This window comes from Klebsiella sp. SYXHC3, assembly GCF_057196925.1.
Map to the genome: position 1 here is coordinate 124,928 of NZ_JBXUNG010000005.1, position 14,531 is coordinate 139,458.

The 14,531-nt window shown below is 58.8% G+C and carries 18 protein-coding genes; 2 read left to right on the top strand and 16 right to left on the bottom strand.

Annotation, left to right across the window (positions count from 1 at the left end):
* Positions 1-38: 38 nt before the first annotated feature.
* Positions 39-518 (bottom strand): GNAT family N-acetyltransferase, encoded by a 480-nt coding sequence (locus AC2CGP_RS14780; RefSeq protein ID WP_015704946.1) that lies wholly within the window; start codon positions 516-518, stop codon positions 39-41.
* 92 nt (positions 519-610) lie between these two features.
* On the opposite strand from AC2CGP_RS14780, the gene AC2CGP_RS14785 reads away from it, so the two are divergent.
* Positions 611-1,546 carry a LysR family transcriptional regulator gene (locus AC2CGP_RS14785; RefSeq protein WP_032711340.1) on the top strand — a complete coding sequence of 312 codons (936 nt, stop codon included), beginning with the start codon at positions 611-613 and terminating at the stop codon, positions 1,544-1,546.
* A gap of 2 nt (positions 1,547-1,548) precedes the next feature.
* Here the strand turns inward: AC2CGP_RS14785 and AC2CGP_RS14790 are convergent, their stop codons facing one another.
* The gene (locus tag AC2CGP_RS14790; protein ID WP_046884168.1) at positions 1,549-1,956 is read right to left on the bottom strand and encodes an MAPEG family protein; all 408 of its coding nucleotides are present in this window, start codon (positions 1,954-1,956) and stop codon (positions 1,549-1,551) included.
* Between the two features lie 100 nt (positions 1,957-2,056).
* Here AC2CGP_RS14790 and AC2CGP_RS14795 point away from each other — a divergent pair, with 100 nt between their 5' ends.
* A complete protein-coding gene (locus AC2CGP_RS14795; RefSeq protein ID WP_045365521.1) occupies positions 2,057-2,947 on the top strand; it encodes a helix-turn-helix domain-containing protein in 891 nt (296 codons plus the stop codon).
* A gap of 484 nt (positions 2,948-3,431) precedes the next feature.
* Here the strand turns inward: AC2CGP_RS14795 and sra are convergent, their stop codons facing one another.
* From sra to fliF, 14 genes are all read right to left on the bottom strand, one after another.
* Positions 3,432-3,566, bottom strand: coding sequence for a stationary-phase-induced ribosome-associated protein (gene sra / locus AC2CGP_RS14800; protein WP_015367304.1), 135 nt, complete (start codon positions 3,564-3,566; stop codon positions 3,432-3,434).
* Between the two features lie 262 nt (positions 3,567-3,828).
* Entirely contained in the window at positions 3,829-4,611 is a 783-nt protein-coding gene (gene fliR / locus AC2CGP_RS14805; protein ID WP_209162582.1) for a flagellar biosynthetic protein FliR, read from the bottom strand.
* A gap of 2 nt (positions 4,612-4,613) precedes the next feature.
* Complete coding sequence (gene fliQ / locus AC2CGP_RS14810) at positions 4,614-4,883, bottom strand: flagellar biosynthesis protein FliQ (protein WP_015367302.1); 270 nt, start codon at positions 4,881-4,883, stop codon at positions 4,614-4,616.
* A 17-nt stretch (positions 4,884-4,900) separates the two neighbouring features.
* Entirely contained in the window at positions 4,901-5,662 is a 762-nt protein-coding gene (fliP, locus tag AC2CGP_RS14815; protein WP_020079205.1) for a flagellar type III secretion system pore protein FliP, read from the bottom strand.
* Between the two features lie 2 nt (positions 5,663-5,664).
* Entirely contained in the window at positions 5,665-6,057 is a 393-nt protein-coding gene (gene fliO / locus AC2CGP_RS14820; RefSeq protein WP_045360128.1) for a flagellar biosynthetic protein FliO, read from the bottom strand.
* Positions 6,057-6,473 carry a flagellar motor switch protein FliN gene (gene fliN / locus AC2CGP_RS14825; RefSeq protein WP_015367299.1) on the bottom strand — a complete coding sequence of 139 codons (417 nt, stop codon included), beginning with the start codon at positions 6,471-6,473 and terminating at the stop codon, positions 6,057-6,059. The genes fliO and fliN overlap by 1 nt, the downstream gene beginning before the upstream one ends.
* Positions 6,466-7,473 carry a flagellar motor switch protein FliM gene (gene fliM, locus AC2CGP_RS14830; RefSeq protein WP_209162584.1) on the bottom strand — a complete coding sequence of 336 codons (1,008 nt, stop codon included), beginning with the start codon at positions 7,471-7,473 and terminating at the stop codon, positions 6,466-6,468. The genes fliN and fliM overlap by 8 nt, the downstream gene beginning before the upstream one ends.
* A gap of 5 nt (positions 7,474-7,478) precedes the next feature.
* Complete coding sequence (gene fliL / locus AC2CGP_RS14835) at positions 7,479-7,967, bottom strand: flagellar basal body-associated protein FliL (RefSeq protein WP_015367297.1); 489 nt, start codon at positions 7,965-7,967, stop codon at positions 7,479-7,481.
* A 162-nt stretch (positions 7,968-8,129) separates the two neighbouring features.
* Entirely contained in the window at positions 8,130-9,323 is a 1,194-nt protein-coding gene (locus AC2CGP_RS14840) for a flagellar hook-length control protein FliK (protein ID WP_213759514.1), read from the bottom strand.
* Positions 9,320-9,766, bottom strand: a complete 447-nt coding sequence (gene fliJ, locus AC2CGP_RS14845; protein WP_015367295.1) for a flagellar export protein FliJ — start codon at positions 9,764-9,766, stop codon at positions 9,320-9,322. The genes AC2CGP_RS14840 and fliJ overlap by 4 nt, the downstream gene beginning before the upstream one ends.
* A 21-nt stretch (positions 9,767-9,787) precedes the next feature.
* On the bottom strand, positions 9,788-11,149 hold the full coding sequence (gene fliI, locus AC2CGP_RS14850; protein WP_484502382.1) for a flagellar protein export ATPase FliI: 1,362 nt from the start codon (positions 11,147-11,149) through the stop codon (positions 9,788-9,790).
* Positions 11,149-11,850 (bottom strand): flagellar assembly protein FliH, encoded by a 702-nt coding sequence (fliH, locus tag AC2CGP_RS14855; protein ID WP_042892810.1) that lies wholly within the window; start codon positions 11,848-11,850, stop codon positions 11,149-11,151. The genes fliI and fliH overlap by 1 nt, the downstream gene beginning before the upstream one ends.
* Entirely contained in the window at positions 11,843-12,835 is a 993-nt protein-coding gene (fliG, locus tag AC2CGP_RS14860; protein WP_020079200.1) for a flagellar motor switch protein FliG, read from the bottom strand. Before fliG ends, fliH begins: the two co-directional genes overlap by 8 nt.
* Complete coding sequence (gene fliF / locus AC2CGP_RS14865) at positions 12,832-14,508, bottom strand: flagellar basal-body MS-ring/collar protein FliF (protein WP_484502383.1); 1,677 nt, start codon at positions 14,506-14,508, stop codon at positions 12,832-12,834. Before fliF ends, fliG begins: the two co-directional genes overlap by 4 nt.
* Positions 14,509-14,531 lie beyond the last annotated feature (23 nt).

Here is a 14,531-nt window from a genome sequence, read left to right on the forward strand (position 1 = left end):
TTTTGCAAAGAGCAAGCTGAGTGATGCTGTAACCAATGTTATTGCTCCGCAAAATTAACCAGCGCTTCGCCATCGAGGCGATAGCGTACCCATTCGCTTTGCGCCGCGGCGCCAATACTGAGGTAAAAATCAATGGCCGGCTGGTTCCAGTCCAGCACGCTCCACTCAAGGCGTCCGCAGCGGCGCGCAACCGCATACCGGGCAATGGTTTTTAGCAGCGCTCGACCCGCGCCCTGGCCGCGATAATCCGGTGAGATATACAAATCTTCCATATAAATACCGTTGCGTCCGAGCCAGGTTGAATAGCTGGTGAAGAACACGGCATAGCCCGCCGTTTTACCGTCAATTTCGCAGATCAGCGCTTCGGTCTTACTGTCGTCGCCAAACAAGGTTTCGCGGATCTCGTCGGGGGTAGTAACCACTTCCTGCGGGGCTTTTTCATACACCGCCAGCTCATAAATCATGTTGTAGATGGCAGAAGCATCGTCCGGACGGGCCTGTCGAATCGTAATACTCATTATTTTTCCTGTCGTATTCACACGTTAATGATATTGATGACGCTAAGCATAGGGGGTATTGTCAGAAGAATTAAGTGCAATGAAATCACCCAATGATGAATATTATGCATCCGGCGCTCAGACGCCTCGATCTCAATCTGTTGCTTGTTTTTGATGCCATCTATCGCCACAGTTCCGTTCGTCTCGCCGCCGATGAGCTGGCGATGAGTACATCCGCGTTGAGCCACGCGCTGTCGCGGCTGCGCGTGGCGCTGAACGATCCGTTGTTTTTTCGCGAAGGGCATCGGATGTGCCCGAGCGTCTATGCCACGCAACTCGCGCCCTCCATCGCTTCAGTATTGAAATTGCTTAATCAGGAACTCACGCGACAGCCAGAATTTAGTGCCGCCGACAGCACAGAGCGGATCCAGATAGCCATTACCGATTTCACCGCGTTATGCATTTTCCCTGCGCTAATGCAAAAGCTGCAGCATGAAGCGCCGGGCCTGCGTTTTGAGCTCCGTTATTTGCCACATAGCCCGGCGCTGACGGAGCTACTGGCGGGGGAGGTGGATCTGGCGCTGGGCTTCAGCACCGCTGAAGATATTCGTCATCATGAACTGGAGGAAATTGACTGGTTTGAGGATGAGTATGTGGTTATCAGCCATACCCGTCGCACGGCGCTGACGCTGGCGGATTATCTCGCCGCGCGGCATCTGGTGGTCACGCCGTGGAACGAAAAGCAGGGGGTGTTGGATTTACGTCTGCAGGAATTAGGCTATACCCGGCAGATAGCGCTCAAAACCCCCTCAATGCTTAGCGCGCCGTTTATTGTAGCGCAAAGCGATCTGTTAATGGCGATTCCTCGTTATGCCGCAGAGAAGTTCCTTCATGCCGCCCCGATCGCGATTTTTCCTTTGCCGTTCGCCATCAGCCCGTTCACCGTGAAGATCTATTCCCATAAACGCGGCGGGCAGCGAGGGGCAACCAAATGGCTGAAGACGGCGCTACAAAGCCTGGCGTTGGCAGAGAACGCCGGGAGTTTTTAACCTCAAAAAACGGAACTTAAAATAACTATCGCAATAGTAACCGTCGCGACAAAACCGCTCTGAAAGGCGAGCGTCCGGATAACGGGGATCCCGGCGGTATACGCAATATAATGGACGATGCGCGCGAGCAAATAAATTGTAGCCGCAATTAACGTTATGGCGTTATTGACGTTAAGCAACGCGGCGGCCACAACCAGTGGGGCAAAAATAACGAGGTTTTCTACCGCGTTGGCGTGCGCCTTTTGTGCACGCTGCGCCCAGGGCGACAGCCCGGTTGATGGCGAATGGCCATTACCCGCTGCGGGCGCGACGTTAACGCGCGTGGCTCTGGCAATAATATAGGGGATCCACATCATAACCGTTAGCAGACAAATTAACGTAAGGATAAGCAGTTCAGGGTTATTTTTCATGTTATTTGGCTCTGGTAATTAATAACGATAGAGGAAAGTCTATGGCTAAGGTTAAAATAGAACCATATGCAAAAATGACAATTTCAATACCATTAACGACATGAAGATAAATATTCTGGCTCTGGATGGCGTTTTCGACACCGGCTTAGCGACGTTGCTGGATACGTTCGCCGCGGCCAATGATATGGCGCGACGCCAGAGCATGAATATTTCTCGCTTTGATGTGCAAATGATTGCAATGACCGGGCAGGTTAAATCAGCCCATGGGCTGAGTATTCCTGCTCATCAGGCATCGGGTTTGGATTATCCCGACTGGATTGTGGTGCCGGCGATCAACGTTCACGCACGACAATCGCCACCGGATGGCTGGCACGATATTGCTGCCGCTAAGCGGTTTTTGCAAAACATGGCGAAGCACGGCGTTAAAATTGCCGCTGCCTGTTTAAATACCTTCATCCTGGCTGATAGCCGTTTGCTCAATGAGCAGGCCGCCACAACGTCATGGCTCAATGCGGCCCCGCCAATGCTTCCCGGCGCTATGATGGGCCATGTGGAGCTGGCGCTGTGGCTGATTCGCCAGAGCAGCCCGCCGCTTGCGGATTTGCTGACGACAGCGATGGCGGCTGATATCCGCCATCCTCAGGTTTCACGCCTGCCGGCAGGTTATCCTCAGCATGCCGATGACCTGATCAACCGCTTTGAGCACTGGTCGCGGGCGCATCTGGCGCAGGGATTTTCCCTGCAGGCGGCCGCCGGTGCGCTTAACGTGCATCCGCGCACCTTACAGCGCAGAATGGAAGCCGCGCTGGGGAAATCACCGTTGGCTTTTTTTCAGCAATTGCGGGTCGAACGAGTAAAGCAGCTGCTTGCCGAGGGGAAAGATATTGAGACGATTACCGCTGACGTGGGTTATTCGGAAGTGTCAACGCTGCTTGCGCTGCTGCGTCGTCAGACTGGAAAGGGAATACGGGCGCTGCGTCATGCTGTGTGAGCGTATTCGTTTAAAGAAAGCAATTATAGAGTAAAGAGGCGTTGTTTTTCCTTGACTATATTATTAACTCTTTTATTTTTCCGAATCAGGCAATATCTATATCTTTGATGGTCAAATTTAGAATGGAAACCGGCAGGAATATTTTTGTCGGGTAGCGGCTAACGCCTTACCCGACCTACGGAACGTACCATTGCGAACTGAAACTGCCTGTGTTGGTTGCCTTAATATCCCCGGTGGCGCTGCCGCTTACCGGGGCTATAGCGCTTTGCGATTTGGTAGCCCGGAGAAGGCGCAACGCGCCGCGTCCGGGAAAACCCTTAAAAAAGTTGCAAACCGATAACAGTGCGGCCTGCCTTTAATTTATTCACCATGCTTGCTGAAACTGCCGGTGGCCTCAAAATCCCCGGTGGCGCTGCCGCTTACCGGGGCTACCGCACTGTGCAATTTGGAATTATGTTGCGGATAGAACAATTGCCAGTCAGGATTATTTCTTTTTCTTCACCACTTTCCATTTTCCGCCAGCTGCAGTGTCGGCCAGCACGATTTTAAATCGGTTACTTTCCCAGTGGGGCAGGCCTAATATGCGCCGCGCTATACGGTTACCTTTCGCCTTAATCATGATGTCGCTCCTTATTTTATTAAAGATGCACTAAACCCACGCATGAAAATATTCTGCGTTTCCCGAGGTTTCAATTTTTCTAAAAAATAAAATTCACTAACAATTAAATTCAGGCTTTATTGTAGGGTGGCTATTTTTTAATTCAAGCCGCTATGAACATTCGGACCTTAGTAGCAATAAAAACGTTTTTCCAGGCTTTTATCCCAGTAAACGGTTTTTATTGCCATTTTGTCCGGCGAAAAAGAGGGAAATAACGGCAAGGTTAAAACGTCATACCGCCGATAACGGCCGCCAGGCGATCGAACATCTCGCCAAACAGGTGTTCGCAGAAGGGGGCCAGCATCGGCATCATCATGCCGAGGGTCATAATGCCAAAGGTCATGGTCACCGGGAAACCGATCACGAATACCGATAGCTGCGGCGTCATACGGTTGAGCAGACCCAGGGCGATATTGAGCGTGAGCAACAGACAAATCAGCGGTAACGCCAGCATCATACCGTTGATAAAGATTAATGAACCCAGTTGGGCGAGCGCCAGGAAACCGTTGCCGTTCAGCGGCTGGCTCTGGATCGGCAGGGTATGGAAACTGTCGGCCAGCAGCGAGATCAGCCACAGGTGGCCGTCAAAGCTTAAAAACAGCAGCATTGCCAGCAGGTTCAGCAGCCGCGCCAGCACCGGCATATTGGGGCCGCCGCTGGGGTCGAAGAAGGTGGCGAACGATAGCCCCATCTGCATGCCGATGACTTCGCCGGCGAGGCGTACCGCGGCGAAAGCCAGCTGCATCGTTAGCCCCAGCGCCGCGCCGATCAGGATCTGCTGAATCGCCAGCCATAAACCGGCAGCAGAGATAATGGGGATCGTGTTGGTGGGCAGCGTTGGGGCGATCAGTATCGCAATCAGGCCGCCGAGGCCGATTTTTACCTTTTTGCTTATCTGCTTTTCACTCAACACCGGCGCGGTGCTGATGAGGGCCAGAATACGCAGCAGCGGCCAGAAATACTGGCTGAGCCATTCGCTAAGCTGGGCGCTGTCAAAGGGGATCACGGCTAGCCGATAATATTAGGCAGGTTGCTGAATAATGTGCGCATATAGTCCAGCAGCAGGTTCAGCATCCACGGTCCGGCGATAATAATCGTCGCCACTACCGCGAGAATTTTGGGGATGAACGATAGGGTCATCTCGTTAATCTGGGTGGCGGCCTGCAGCAGGCTGACCACCAGCCCGCTGATTAGCGCCGCCAGCAGCAGCGGGGCGGCCAGCGCCAGGGCGACCTTCATCGCTTCGGTGCCAATGGCCATCACGGATTCTGGCGTCATGATTGTTCTCCGGCGGTTCAGGAATAGAAGCTCTGCGCCAGCGAGCCCAGCAGCAGCTGCCAGCCATCCACCAGCACAAAAAGCATTAACTTAAACGGCAGCGAGATCGTCGCCGGCGGCACCATCATCATCCCCAGCGCCATCAGCACGCTGGCGACCACTAAATCGATAATCAGGAACGGAATAAACACCGTAAAACCAATCTGGAAGGCGGTTTTCAGTTCGCTGGTGACGTAGGCGGGCAGCAGAATACGCATCGGTACCGCCTCCGGCCCGGCCAGCGGCGGCTGGTTGGCCAAACGAGCGTACAGCGCCAGATCGCTTTCGCGGGTCTGGCGCAGCATAAATTCGCGCAGCGGCTGCGCGCCTTTATCCAGCGCCGTATCAAGGCCGATCTTGTCCTGGCTGAAGGGCAGGTACGCCTCCTGATAGACCTTGTCGAACACCGGCGACATGATAAAGAAGGTCAGGAACAGCGCCAGCCCAAGCATCACCTGGTTCGGCGGCGCGGAAGGCGTGCCCAGCGCGTTACGCAGCAGACCCAGTACGATGATGATGCGGGTAAAACTGGTCATCATCAGCAGCATCGCCGGCAGGAAGGTCAGCGAGGTCAACAGCACCAGCGTCTGTACCGGCAGCGACCAGCTCTGGCCGCCGTTGGCCAGCGGCTGACTGATAAGCCCCGGCAGCTGTGCGAAGGCGGCAGGGCTCAGCAGCAGTAACGCGGCGGCGAGCCACGGCGCCCGACGGCGAAGGCAAGCGAACAGAGTAGGGAACATGGCTATTTTTCCGGGCGTTTGAGGACGTTTTGCATCAGCTGGCGGAAGTCGTTCGCAGGCGTGAGCGCCGTGTTATCTTCATCACGCGGCGGCGCCGGGAACTGATGAAGCGGGGTGATCTGCTGGGCGGTGACGCCCAGCACCAGCAGGGTATTATCGACTTCTACCACCACCACGCGCTCGCGCTGGCCAACCTGGCAGCTGGCGCGCAGGTTAAGCAACCGGCCGTTGCGCGCCTGCGGCGCAAAGCCGAGACGGCGGAACAACCAACCGGCCAGCAGGATCAGGAGCAGAATCGCGCCGAGCGCGCTGCTTACCTGCATGAGCGCCGAGCCGCCGGATATTGCCGGTTCGGTAACCGGTTGACTGGCCTGCACGGTAACGGGGGCGGTCATTAGCGGCTCAACCGACGCATACGTTCGGACGGGGTAATGATATCGGTAATGCGCACGCCGAATTTATCGGCCACCACCACCACTTCGCCCTGGGCTATCAGATAGCCGTTGATCAGGATATCCAGCGGTTCGCCCGCCAGGCCATCCAGCGCGACAACCGATCCCTGCGACAGGCGCAGCAGCTCTTTAATCGTCATTTTGGTGCGCCCCAGTTCAACGGTCAGCTTTACCGGAATATCGAGGATCAGATCGATATCCTGCAGGCTGCCGAGCGCATCCTGGGCCTCCAGCGATTTGAACACCCCATCGGTGGTGGCGCTGGATTTCTCAGACGACTGCTGTTCATTAAGCGCATCAGCCCACAGATCGTCTACGGATTCCTTTCCTGCGCCAGACGGTTGCTTAGGATCACTCATTGGGCTGTTCCTCACTCAGAGCATTCAAAATAGGGTTAATCAAGTGTTCAACACGAAGGGCGTACTGCCCGTTTAAGGTGCCATATTGGCTGGTCAGCACCGGCACGCCGTCGACATGGGCGATAATGCGATCCGGTTTATCTATCGGTAAAACGTCGCCTGGCTGCAGCTTAAGTATTTTCGATAAGCGCATCGGGATATCGACGAAGTTGGCAATCAGCTCCAGCTCAGAGTGCTGCACCTGCTTGACCAACGTTTCGCGCCACTGGCTATCTTCCTGACGGGAATTCTCCAGCGGCGGATTGGTCAGCAGTTCACGCAGCGGTTCAATCATGGCGAAAGGAATACAGATATTGAATTCACCGCTTAGCGCGCCAATCTCCACCTGGAACGGCGTGGTCACCACGATATCGTTCGGCGAGGTGGTGATGTTGGTGAATTTGACCTGCATTTCCGCACGCACATATTCGACGTCAATCTTATAGATTGCGCTCCATGCGTCGCCGTAGGAGTCCAGCGCCAGGCGCAGCATGCGTTTGATGACCCGCTGTTCGGTGGGCGTGAATTCGCGGCCTTCGACCTTGGTCGGGAAACGCCCGTCGCCGCCGAACAGGTTATCGACGGCGATAAATACCAGGCTCGGCGCGAAGACAAACAGCGCCGTGCCGCGCAGCGGGTTCAGGTGTACCAGATTAAGGTTGGTCGGCACCGGCAGGTTGCGGGCAAACTCGTGGTACGGCTGAATTTTAATCGGTCCGACGGTGATATCCGGGCTGCGGCGCAACAGGTTGAACAATCCCATGCGGAACTGTCGGGCAAAACGCTCGTTGATAATTTCCAGCGCCTGCAGGCGTTCACGCACCACGCGGCGCTGGGTATTCGGATCGTAAGGCTTAACCTCGCTCTCTTTACCGCCGACAACCTTCTCGGGCTCATCGCCCGTGTTGTCGCCGTTGAGCAAGGCGTCGATCTCTGCCTGTGAAAGAATGCTATCGCCCATGGTGATTACCGCAGTATGAAGGCGGTGAACAGCACATCGCTGACCACCTGCTTCGGTTGTCCCTTAACCAGCGGCGCGCTCAGCGTCTCTTTGATCTGCGCGACCAGCTGCTGTTTGCCCTGCTCATTGGCCAGATGACCGGCCTCCTGACGCGAGAGCAGCATCAGCAGGCGGCTGCGTACCTCCGGCAGGAAATCATTAAGCTGGCGGCGGGTTGCTTCATCCGGCAGGCGCAGCGTCAGGCCGATATACAGTACGCGGTCCGGATCGTTGTCCGGGGTCACCAGATTGACGGTGAAGGTATCCAGCGGCATAAATACCGGCGGCGCGGGCGGTTTTTCCTTTTCGATGGCGGTTTGCGCGCCGCCGTCGCGCTGTTGCAGCAGCCACCAGCTGTAACCTGCGGCAGCACAGGCGGCCACGGCGACGATCGTCAGCAGGATGATCAGTAAGGGGCGTTTGGGCGCGGTTGCCGGAAGGGAGTTTTGAGACATAGCCAAATCAAATTCCTGTTGTTCCGCCCGCCGCGTTGCTGACGGGCATCACGCGCGGCGGCGCCGCACGTATGACATATAAAGGTATTATCGCGGCTAACGCGCGAGGCAATAGCCGGAATAAACGGGCAAATGGGGGCCAGATTGGCCGTTTAGCGCCCCTCAGGCGAAAATATCGACGCCGTTGAGCTGGTTGGCCATTCGCTGCAGGGCTGCCGGGGCGCTGACTGGCTCAATCGGCGCGGCATCGCTGCCGCCGCCATGGCGTTCAGCGTAGCTGGCACGGCCTTCACCGTTACCGTTTTGCTGCTGCCACTGCGGCGTCGCCTCGCCGCCAACGCTGCTCTGACCGAGGTTGATTCCGCTCTCAGCCAGCGCGTGACGTAGCTGCGGCATAGCCGCCTCGACCGCCGCGCGTACCTGACCGTGTGCGGAAGCGATGTGCAGCTGCGCCTGTTTATCGTCGAGCTGCAGGGTGATCTGTAGCGCCCCCAGCTCCTGCGGATGCAGGCGCAGTTCGGCGCTCTGCTGGCCGTTGCGGTGGAACATCAGCACCTGCTGGCTCAGCGCCTGCTGCCATTCCGGGCTACCAAGCTGGGCATAAAGCTGCGGCGTCGGCGGCGCGGTTACCAGCGCACTGGCGGGCGTGGCGCTCTGGCTGGGGCTGGCGGCGGCGAAAGCGACGGCGGCTGGCTGCGCCGGAGTATTCTCCGCCGGACGTTCGGCCATATCGTGCTGCGGCGTGGTCGCGGTCTGCACAACAGGAGAAGGCAGATTTTGTCCGCTAAGGGGATCCGTGCCCGGCTGCGGCTTCGCCGCCGCTTCGCCTTCCGGCAGGTTCGCGACATGCTGAGTCGCCGCGTTGCCGATGTGGAGCGCGGTTTTATCGCCGCTGGTCGCAGCTGGTTGAGCCTGCGGTAGCGCGGTCTGCGGTAGCGCGGTCTGCGGCGGCGGGGCGACGATTGCCGCCGGCAGCATGGCGTACAGCGCCTGCAGCGTCGCCGGATCTAAGGCTTTCGCCTCGCTGAGCGGTGGCGTATCCGGGCGCGTATCCTCTTTTTTCGCTGTTGTGTCGACGGCGTTTTCCGCCGATGTCGGTAGCGCATTGCCCAGCAGCGCGCCGCGTTCGCCAAGCGCGGCCAGCAGCTGGTTAAGCTGGTTACGGCTTAGCGGCGGGGCGCTTTCATCGTCGGCGCTCAGCGCCGCCGGCGGCAGCGTGCCGCTTTGCGCGGGCGTGAAGCGCGCGCCAAGCAGTTGCGCAAAGGCAGATGACAGCTGAGCGTCATCGAGCGCCAGATCCGCCAGGGCGCTGGCGTCGCCGGGTAGGCTAAGGGCGGGCAAAGCATTGAGATTCATGAAGCGGTATTCCTTTGTGTACTGCGTTGCGCGAACTCATCCATCAATTTTTGATTGCGTTTGTTTTCCAACTGCAGCTCGGCGTTTTGCGCGCGCGTGTGCAGGGTATCGTAGGCGTTCAGCCGCTGCTGATGGTCCTGCCACTGCTTCACGGCGTGATCCACCTTTTGCCCCCACTGCAGAAGCTGCTGGCGCTGTTGTTCGATAGCCTGTTCGAGGGTGGCAATGAACTGCTGGTAGTTCTGCCAGCGCGAGCTTTCCATGCCGCCAGAAAGGGTGCTGTTGAGCTTTTGCCGGTACTCGTCCTGATAGTTAAGCAACATCGTCAGCTGTTGCTCGGCGGCCTGTTGCGCCTGGCGCGCCTGGCCCAAACGCTGCGCCGCCTGTTCGACGGCCTCCTGGGCCAGATTGCGCAGGGTAATCAAAGGGGACTGTGCTTTCATCGCGTGGCGTCTCCGATGGCGTTAAACAATCAGCTGCTGTAGCTGCAGACAGGCTTCGTCATAACCGCAGCGCTCGAAAATTCCCTGCTGCAGATAGGTCTCCATTTGCGGATACAGGGTAATGGCTTTATCCAGCAGCGGGTCGCTACCGGCGGCATAGGCGCCGACGCTTATTAAATCGCGGTTGCGCTGGAAGCTGGCCAGCGTCTGTTTAAAGGTGCGTACCCGGCGATAATGTTCGTCATCGATAAGTGACGTCATCGCGCGGCTGATCGAGGCTTCAATATCGATGGCCGGGTAGTGACCGGCCTCCGCCAGACGTCGGGACAGCACCACGTGACCATCGAGGATCGCGCGCGCCGAATCGGCGATCGGATCCTGCTGATCGTCCCCTTCGGTGAGTACGGTATAGAAGGCGGTGATCGAACCGCCGCCGCTGATACCGTTGCCCGCGCGTTCAACCAGCGCCGGCAGTTTGGCGAATACCGATGGCGGATAGCCTTTGGTTGCAGGCGGTTCGCCGATCGCCAGCGCGATTTCTCGCTGCGCCATCGCATAGCGGGTGAGCGAATCCATGATCAGCAGCACGTGCTGGCCGCGATCGCGAAAATCTTCGGCGATGCGGGTGGCGTAAGCGGCGCCCTGCATGCGCAGCAGCGGCGATACGTCCGCCGGGGCGGCGATCACCACTGAACGCGCGCGGCCTTCGGCGCCGAGAATATTCTCGATAAAGTCTTTGACTTCCCGGCCGCGTTCGCCGATCAGGCCGACGACGATAACGTCGGCCTGGGTGTAGCGCGCCATCATGCCCAGCAGCACGCTTTTACCGACGCCGGAGCCGGCGAACAGTCCCATACGTTGGCCGCGCCCAACGGTCAGCAGGCCGTTGATGGTGCGCACGCCGACGTCCAGCACCTGCTCGATAGGGGTACGCTGCAGCGGGTTAAACGGCGCGGTAATCAGCGGCGCGCGATAGCCGGTTTCCGGCGCGGGCAGACCGTCAAGCGGTCTGGCGCCGCCGTCGAGCACGCGTCCCAGCAGCGCCGGGCCCAGCGGCAGTTGTTTACCAGCGTGCTGGCCGTCCGTCGCGCTGCGGGCGTAAACCCGCGCCCCTGGCACAATCCCTTCGACCTCTTCCAGCGGCATCAGATACAGCCGCTGATCGTTAAAGCCGACCACTTCGCTTTCCACTTCCTGCACGCCGCCGCCGCCGTCGCGCTCGATAAGGCAGGTTGCGCCGAGCGGCAGCTGCAGGCCGGTGGCCTCCAGCACCAGACCGGTGGCGCGGATCAGACGGCCATAGCGTCGTACGGTCGGCGTACGGGCGATACGCTGCTCCAGCGCTTCAAGCGAATTCAGCCAGCGGCCGAGACGGGCGGTCATCACAGATCTCCCGGCGCGGCGAGGCGGCACAATTCGTGCCAGCGGGTGGCGAGACTGGCGTCGAGATCGCCCTCCTCGGCGCTGACCTTACAACCGCCGGGATGCAGATCGCCATCCGCCAGCAACCGCCAGCCGTGCAGGCTGAGGGTGGTGCCTAACTGCTGCTCAACGCGCTCATAATCTTGCGGGTGTACGCGCAGCTGCGGCTTGCCGTTGAACATCGGTTCTTGCTGGATCAACTGTTGAATTTGCGTCAGCAGGGCAGTGCCGTCGCAGACCGGCGGCTGGCCAAGCACCTGTTTCGCGGCGGTTAGCGCCAGCTGCATCAGGCGTGAGGCGATGACCGAATCGAGCGCATCAAGGGTGTGCTGAAACTCGCTCACCAGCTGCTGCCAGTGGTCGGTCAGCGGCTGTTGCTGCTGCTGTGCTTCCAGCAGCCCCTGCTGGCGGCCCTCCTCAAGTCCCTGCTGAAATCCGGCTTCATAGCCTTTTTGCTGGCCATCGGCATAACCGGATTGCTGACCTTGCTGCTCGGCCTGCAGGCGCAGGGCGGCAAGCTGCTGCTGCAGTTCCGCCTGAGCGTCAGGCTGCAAGGCTTCGTTATCCAACGTCGGTAGCGGTGGTTCGAAAGCTGGTCCTGCATCGCCGAGGTCGTTAAGCGACCAGGGCTGCCAGGGCATGGAATTAATGCGATCAGACATAGGTGTCCTCGCCGCCGCCAATAATCATTTCGCCGCTCTCCGCCAGCCGTCTGACTATCAGCAGAATCGCTTTCTGTTCGTTTTCCACCTGCGACATGCGCACCGGCCCACGGTTGGCGAGATCGTCGCGCAGAATATCGGCCGCGCGCTGGGACATGTTTTTGAGGAACTTCTCGCGCAGCGGCTGCTCGGCGCCCTTCAGAGCAATCAGCAGTGATTCGTTGTCCACGTCCTGCAGCAGGCGCTGGATACTGCGATCGTCGACCTCCACCAGGTTTTCGAACAGGAACATCTCGTCGATGATCTTCTGCGCCAGCTCGCCATCGTATTCGCGCATCGCGTCGATAACGGCTTCTTCCTGCTGGGTTTTCATCAGGTTGATAATCTCGGCGGCGGTACGCACTCCGCCCATTTTGCTGCGCTTGAGGTTCTGGCCGTCGAGCAGGTTGTTGAGTACTTCGGTCAACTCCGCCAGCGCCGCCGGCTGCACGCCGCCGAAGGTGGCGATACGCAGCATTACGTCGTTGCGCAGGCGCTCATCGAACTGCGCCAGAATATCCGCCGCCTGGCCGCGCTTGAGATGGACCAGGATGGTGGCGATGATCTGCGGGTGTTCATCGCGGATCAGGTCGGCGGCGCTCTGCGGCTCCATAAAGTTGAGCGTTTCCATCCCGGAGGTGGTTTCGCGGGATTCGAGAATATCCTCCAGCAGGCTGGCGGCACGCTCTTCGCCCAGCGCTTTCACCAGCACCGAACGCAAATAGTCGCTGGCGTTGACGCTCAGGGCGGCGAACTGTTCGGCATCGTCTTCAAATTCAGACAGGATCTCGCCGAGCTGTTTATGCGAGACCTGGCTCATGCCGGCCATGGTGCCGCTCAAAAGCTGGACTTCGCGGGAGGAGAGGTGCTTGAGCACCTCCGCCGCGCGGTCTTCGCCCAGCGTCATCAGTAAAATGGCGCTTTTATCGGTTCCGGTCAGGCTCATAGTTCGTTACTCATCCATTGGCGGATTACCAGAGCGACGACCCGCGGATCTTTATCCGCCAGTTCGCGGATGCGCTGGCTCTGGACTTCTGCGCTGACGCGCTGCTGCGATTTACGGCGCAGCGCCAGCTCCTCATTGCTTGGTTTATGGCTGTCGTTCGCTTTAGCGACCGGCGCGCTGGCGGCGGCGACCGCGGCTTGCTGTGCGGCCTGACGCTGCTGCAGCTGTGGCTTAATCAGCTTGCGCCACAATACCCAGCCGACCAGCAGTACCAGCAGATAACGTCCCAGTTCGAGCAGCAAATCGATAAACGCCTGGCTCTGCCAGAACGGCAGCTCGCCGCCGGTCATCTGATTGTCGGTAAATGGCGTATTGACCACCTGCAGGCTATCGCCGCGGCTGCTGGAGTAGCCCATCGCTTCGCGCACTAGCGCTTCAATCTGCGCCAGTTGTTCTTTACTCATCGGCTGCGCTTTACCGTCGGCGTTGAGGCTGTAGTTCACCACCACGGCGACCGACAGGCGCTCCACCGTCCCGGCTTTTTGTTGGGTATGGCGGATGGTGCGATCGAGTTCGTAGTTGGTGGTGGCGTCGCGTCGGGTGCTTAACGGGCCGCTGTTGGCCGCGGCGCTACGGGTGTTGGTCGCGTTGCTGGCGTTATTGGCCGCCGGTTTAGCGGTTTCAATCGGCGCGGTGGCCGGCGCGCTCGGCTGGTTGGATAACGCCCCAGGAACACCGCCCACCTGCGGTCCGCCGATTTGCTCGTTGCTGCTGGTTTGCTGCGAACGGATCGCCGCTTTATCGGGCTGCTGGTTCGGCTGGTACTGTTCGTCGGTCTGCTCGCGGGAGGCGAAATCGATCTGTGCGGTCACCTGAGCACGAACGTTGGCGCTGCCGACCACCGGCGCCAGGATCGTTTCAATGCGTCGCTGATAGCCGCTTTCCACTTCGCTGGCATATTTCAACTGCGAGGCGTTGAGGTCGCGCCCGGTGCCGTCAGACTGCGTCAGCAGGCGTCCGGCCTGATCGACCACGGTGACGTTGCCAGCCGGCAGGCCGGCGACGCTACTCGATACCATATAGACGATAGCGTTGATTTGGCCATCATCCAGCGCACGGCCCGACTGCAGCGTCAGGGTGACAGAAGCGGAAGGGGACTTTTGCTCGCGGACGAACAGCGAGGGCTTCGGCAGCGCCAGGTGCACCCGCGCATTCTGCACCGGCCCCAGCGATTCGATAGTGCGTGAGAGTTCGCCTTCAAGAGCGCGCTGATAGTTAATCTGTTCGCTGAATTGGCTGATGCCGAATTTTTCCTGATCCAGCAGTTCGAAGCCAACTGCGCCGCCCTTCGGTAGCCCCTGCTGCGCCAGACGCAGACGGGTTTCATGCACTTTCTCCGCCGGGATCATCAGCGCCGCGCCATTCTCGGCGAAGCGGTAGGGGATGTTCATCTGCGTCAGTTGGGTGACGATAGCGCCGCCGTCGCGATCGTTCAGATTGCTGTACAGCACGCGATAATCCGGGCTTTTCGCCCACAGCAGCAGCGCGACGATAATGGCGATAGCGGCGGAGGCGGCCACCAGCAGCGGTATTTTTGGATTGGCGCGCAGACGGCTCCAGATGGCCTGCAGGCCGTTGTCGCGGCTTTCGCCGGCGGATAACGAGGCACTCATGGTTGGCGGTATCCTTCGCTGGC

What these genes read in the sequence shown, in the direction of transcription:
- AC2CGP_RS14780 (WP_015704946.1), bottom strand. Translation starts at nt 518, where the DNA reads ATGAGTATTACGATTCGACAGGCCCGTCCGGACGATGCTTCTGCCATC.
- AC2CGP_RS14785 (WP_032711340.1), top strand. Translation starts at nt 611, where the DNA reads ATGATGAATATTATGCATCCGGCGCTCAGACGCCTCGATCTCAATCTG.
- AC2CGP_RS14790 (WP_046884168.1), bottom strand. Translation starts at nt 1,956, where the DNA reads ATGAAAAATAACCCTGAACTGCTTATCCTTACGTTAATTTGTCTGCTA.
- AC2CGP_RS14795 (WP_045365521.1), top strand. Translation starts at nt 2,057, where the DNA reads ATGAAGATAAATATTCTGGCTCTGGATGGCGTTTTCGACACCGGCTTA.
- sra (WP_015367304.1), bottom strand. Translation starts at nt 3,566, where the DNA reads ATGATTAAGGCGAAAGGTAACCGTATAGCGCGGCGCATATTAGGCCTG.
- fliQ (WP_015367302.1), bottom strand. Translation starts at nt 4,883, where the DNA reads ATGACGCCAGAATCCGTGATGGCCATTGGCACCGAAGCGATGAAGGTC.
- fliP (WP_020079205.1), bottom strand. Translation starts at nt 5,662, where the DNA reads ATGTTCCCTACTCTGTTCGCTTGCCTTCGCCGTCGGGCGCCGTGGCTC.
- fliO (WP_045360128.1), bottom strand. Translation starts at nt 6,057, where the DNA reads ATGACCGCCCCCGTTACCGTGCAGGCCAGTCAACCGGTTACCGAACCG.
- fliN (WP_015367299.1), bottom strand. Translation starts at nt 6,473, where the DNA reads ATGAGTGATCCTAAGCAACCGTCTGGCGCAGGAAAGGAATCCGTAGAC.
- fliM (WP_209162584.1), bottom strand. Translation starts at nt 7,473, where the DNA reads ATGGGCGATAGCATTCTTTCACAGGCAGAGATCGACGCCTTGCTCAAC.
- fliL (WP_015367297.1), bottom strand. Translation starts at nt 7,967, where the DNA reads ATGTCTCAAAACTCCCTTCCGGCAACCGCGCCCAAACGCCCCTTACTG.
- AC2CGP_RS14840 (WP_213759514.1), bottom strand. Translation starts at nt 9,323, where the DNA reads ATGAATCTCAATGCTTTGCCCGCCCTTAGCCTACCCGGCGACGCCAGC.
- fliJ (WP_015367295.1), bottom strand. Translation starts at nt 9,766, where the DNA reads ATGAAAGCACAGTCCCCTTTGATTACCCTGCGCAATCTGGCCCAGGAG.
- fliI (WP_484502382.1), bottom strand. Translation starts at nt 11,149, where the DNA reads ATGACCGCCCGTCTCGGCCGCTGGCTGAATTCGCTTGAAGCGCTGGAG.
- fliH (WP_042892810.1), bottom strand. Translation starts at nt 11,850, where the DNA reads ATGTCTGATCGCATTAATTCCATGCCCTGGCAGCCCTGGTCGCTTAAC.
- fliG (WP_020079200.1), bottom strand. Translation starts at nt 12,835, where the DNA reads ATGAGCCTGACCGGAACCGATAAAAGCGCCATTTTACTGATGACGCTG.
- fliF (WP_484502383.1), bottom strand. Translation starts at nt 14,508, where the DNA reads ATGAGTGCCTCGTTATCCGCCGGCGAAAGCCGCGACAACGGCCTGCAG.